The organism is Cytobacillus kochii (assembly GCF_020171845.1).
Classification (GTDB): domain Bacteria; phylum Bacillota; class Bacilli; order Bacillales; family Cytobacillaceae; genus Cytobacillus; species Cytobacillus kochii.
Window position 1 is genome coordinate 1 of the sequence record NZ_JAIVAM010000032.1, and the last position, 3,980, is coordinate 3,980.

Below are 3,980 nucleotides of genomic sequence, written 5' to 3' on the forward strand. Positions count from 1 at the left end.
AACACCATTATTTTCATGTAAATCCATACTTTTAAAACGGCTTATCCAATATGGTTGTCCTATGATTTTAAGAGGTATTTCTGCAATGGCGAAAGTTTGATTGTTTTCAATTCTATCAAAACGATAAGATTCAATAACTCTTACCCTCATTAACTTATTCGCTTGGGTATTTTCTGTAATATAAAACGTCCCTAGACGTTTAAAGAAAGCAAAGACACGATCTCTCTTCAGCCTGTAGTCTGTCGTGTCTTTCGCTTTTATTCTCGCACTAATATTCATATCTCGACTCGCATCACGAAAACCAGTTTGAATACTTCCTGATAATCCCTGTACATTGTGTTCTGTAACCTCTTGTGCAACAGAAGAAATATTTAGATCTAGTCCTCTTAACCCGTATCCGAGATCATCGATGGGAAGGGGTATTTCTTCAAATTGCTCATTATATATTTTAAACATTATATTGGTGCCACCCTTCCCTTAAAGATCGAATGTTTAGCTTGTTCATTCGCATTATATTTATCGTAAGCTCTACCTATATCACCTTCTGATAAAACTGGTTTACTTTCAATGCTTCGGCTACTTTGTAATAGCGACATTAGAATTTGATTTTGTTCTAGAACAGCATTCAACAATTCATTACTTTCGTGTGTATGTGTCCCCACACCAGACAACTGATTAGGACGTTTATTTCCTTGAATCTGTTTTCCTGCTAAAGCCAATAACTTCATTGCATCAGTTCTTCGGCTAGGATCAGTAGGAATAACAAACTCTGGCCATCCTCCTTCAGCAAGACGGTAAAGACCATCATTGTTGATTAGACCGCCAGTTTCATACCCAACACCTCTATATGCTTTAGTTAAACTGCCATACCGAGATACAGCATAACGAATGGAAGCTAAGATATTTGATAATGGATCATATATGTTTTTATTGAAGCCTGGATGTGCATATGCTCTGAAAGTGGGGTCAATAACCTGCATGAGACCTTTTGATGGGATCCCTCGTTTAGCGTTGATATCCCATAGATTAATAGCTTTAGGATTCCCTCCAGATTCAGTTTGCATCTGGTAAAGCAATCTATCCAAGTTAGCTTTTGTATATTGACCTGTCATCGCTAATGCTCTACTTGCTATCCCTGACCACCTTTTTACACCGCTGCCAGCTGTAGGAGCATCTCCAAAATAACCGAAATCTTCAATTTTTGATTTAAGATAGTCCTTAAAGCTGTTTTTAATTTTACTAAATGCTCCCTTTCCTACATTTTTTAAAATACCTGGCATAGATGGAGCTTCGACACCAAATACTTCCAATGCCTTGTTTAATAATTTCGATGGATTAGAGATATATTCCCATACATCAAAAGCAGTATCTTTTATCTTAGTAACGGCTTTTTTTCCTGTATCCCACAATCCTTTTACAGTACCAAAAGCATATTGAGGAACATCAAACAATTGCCTTGTCATAGTTGCCGATAAAACATGAGTACCTTTAGGTAAATTCATCAGGGATGGTTTATCTGGAGATAGAAACTGTTTGCCATCAGGAGTTTGAATTAGTTCTTTTCCTGCATTAGATCCCTTTCCATCGCCCACAATAGCTAGTCCACCAGGATGACCGTCAGTACCATGTGCATATTGTGGAGGTGTCCATCTGCCTAATTCCTCGTCAACACCTACTTTTCTTAAGACCCATTCAACTCCAGTGATAACTCCATTTACACCTTTTCCAAGCGTTTCTGTCATTTTATTAGCAACTGTTTTAATCCCATCACTAATTTTACCAGCAGTTTTTTTAAGGCCATCTCCCATCTTTTTAGGCATACCTTTGACAATCTCAACCATCTTGTCAACTATCTCACGAATTTTTGTACGGATACCATTAAATATACCTGTAATTTGATTCTTCATATCTGTGAATCTTGTTTTCGTGCTTGAGACCACTGACTTTATTGGATTAACTATTCTATCCTTAATAGCGTTCCAAACTGTCTGAGTTGTATTTCTAATGGATGTAAATATACTTGAGATTGTATCTCTAATAGCTGTAAAACGACCTTTTATGAAATCTACTATCGTTCTTATAATTGTACGGAAGAAAGTGAGTATGCCATTCCAAATTGTGCTTATTATTGATTTAATAGTAGTAGTGATGCTATTTATGGAGCTTTGCATCGCTGTAAATCTACCCTTAACAAAATCCACAATCCATTTAATCACAGTAGAAAACACATCACTGATGCTCTTCCACATACTTTTGAAGTTATTGAGTAAAAGCTTACCTAAGGATATTACTCCTTTAACCATTTTGCCCCAGAACATTAACTGCATGAAGTTCCAAACAAACTCCAAGGCACCGAAAAATATTTGTTTAATTCCTTCCCACATTTTTGAGAAGTTACCAGAAAATAACCCAGCAAATACTTTTACAACACCCATGATTACTTTTAAAGCACCGGATATAACTCCTTTAATGTTTCCCCACACAGATTTTATAATTGCTAATATAAATGGCATGACAAATTCAATAACGGCTTGTATTGCTTTAAACACGGTACTTACTACTGTACCGATATTCTTAAGTGCACTCATAATAACTTCTTTATTTTCTTCCCAAAACGACTTTATAACATCTAATTGATCTTTGAAGAAATCTACAATGCCATTAATTGCTTCTTTTAACAGCTTAAGACCTTTTCCAGCTAACTCCTTAAAACTACCCATAAGAGATTTTACGCCTTCTCGGAATGTCTCTGACTTTGCATATAAAGTAATAAAACCCGTGGTTAATAAGGTTATTATGGCTATGGTTATCCCAACTGGACCTGTTAAAGCTGTAAATCCAAGTTTTAGCCACTTTAACAATCCACCAACTTCAGCAATTTTTTTAAACAAAGGCGCAATTGTCAAAGCAAGACTTGCAATCATTCCTCCGAAAACACCTAAAACAGTTAAAACGGGTCCAATACCAACAGCTACAGCTGTTCCTACAAGACCAACTTTCTTAATAATATCTTGTATAGTAGGAGATAAATCATCATATGAAGCTTTTATTGATTTTACTTTATCTACAAACCCCGAAAATAATTTTCCAAATTTAACACCTGCTTTTTCTGCAAAATCGCCCATACTATCTAAGCGACCGGTGAAGTCAGATATTAAAGGTTTTAACTGAGAGAAGAATCCTCCGCCTTCTCCACCTGCGTCCAAGAATGACGCACCTAGTCGACCGACTGCTGCCCACATATTAGAAATCCCGGCAGTAAAGGATGTTTCACCCATTTTTTGAGCTGCGCCACCTATGTTACTTTCAATGGCTTTCATCAACATTTCAGATGAAATTTTACCGTCTGATGCCATTTTAGTGACTTCCTCGGCTGCTACTCCTGCTTCCTTGGCTAGCCATTGATAAACAGGTAGACCTCTGTCAGATAACTGTTGCAATTCTCCGTTATAAGCTTTATTTGATGTTTTCACTTTGTTTAAAATAGATCCCATCTCGCTCATAGTTGCTCCGGCTATTGCCGCGGCATCTCCTGTTAATGAAAGGTAATTAGTTAACTCTTTCCCCTCTTCAACTCCTGCTGCTACTGCATTAGCCGCTGTGGTTGCTGCTTCATCCATTCCAAATGATGTTCCTCTAACAGCTTCAAGGGCTGATGTCATTATATTTTCTACGCCCTCTGCATCGTGACCAAGACCAGTTAATTTTGCTCTTGCTGTATCTATCCCTATTAGGCGGTCAAATCCTTTAACTAGTGCTATACCTCCCAAGGCAGTCGCTGCACCTAAAGCTGGTGTTGTGATTTTTTTCGTTAAACTTTGACCGAGTTCTTTTGTTTTATCTGATATTGATTTAAGACCATTTCCAAAGTTGGTCAATCCCTCTCCTGCTCTAGTCCAACCTGAATTAGCAACTCGCTGTGCTTCTCTCAGTCGAGATAATTCATCTCTAGTTCTTTCGACATTTCTCTCAAGGTTATT

Annotated in this window: 2 protein-coding genes; both read right to left on the minus strand. The window is 37.4% G+C overall.

The window, feature by feature from the left end; translation table 11 throughout:
- On the minus strand, nt 1-456 hold a 456-nt coding region (locus tag LCM23_RS25600), incomplete at its 3' end, for a phage tail domain-containing protein (RefSeq protein ID WP_224939353.1).
- The coding region (locus LCM23_RS25605; RefSeq protein WP_224939354.1) for a tape measure protein at nt 456-3,980 on the minus strand (3,525 nt) is incomplete at its 5' end. The genes LCM23_RS25605 and LCM23_RS25600, both read right to left, overlap by 1 nt.